At 65.9% G+C, this 211-nt stretch carries 1 protein-coding gene; it reads left to right on the forward strand.

Going from position 1 to position 211, the window contains the following annotated elements:
- A partial coding sequence (locus Q1A87_RS24110) for a transposase (protein WP_299657484.1) occupies window positions 1–211 on the forward strand: 211 nt, incomplete at both ends.

Here is a 211-nt window from a genome sequence, read left to right on the forward strand (position 1 = left end):
GTCGGAGAACCCCTACTGGCAGCACTTCTGTGGCGAGGTGTTCTTTCAGCATCGCCCACCGATCGATCCGTCATCGCCGACCCGCTGGCGGGGCCGCATCGGAAAGGAGGGTGTCGAGTGGCTGCTGACGCAGACCATCGAGGCCGGTCGGCGTGCCGGCGTGATCGACACGCGCAGCACGCGCGACGTGATCGTCGATACCACCGTGATG

Origin of the sequence: uncultured Jannaschia sp., from assembly GCF_947494055.1 — a bacterium.
GTDB lineage: Bacteria > Pseudomonadota > Alphaproteobacteria > Rhodobacterales > Rhodobacteraceae > Jannaschia.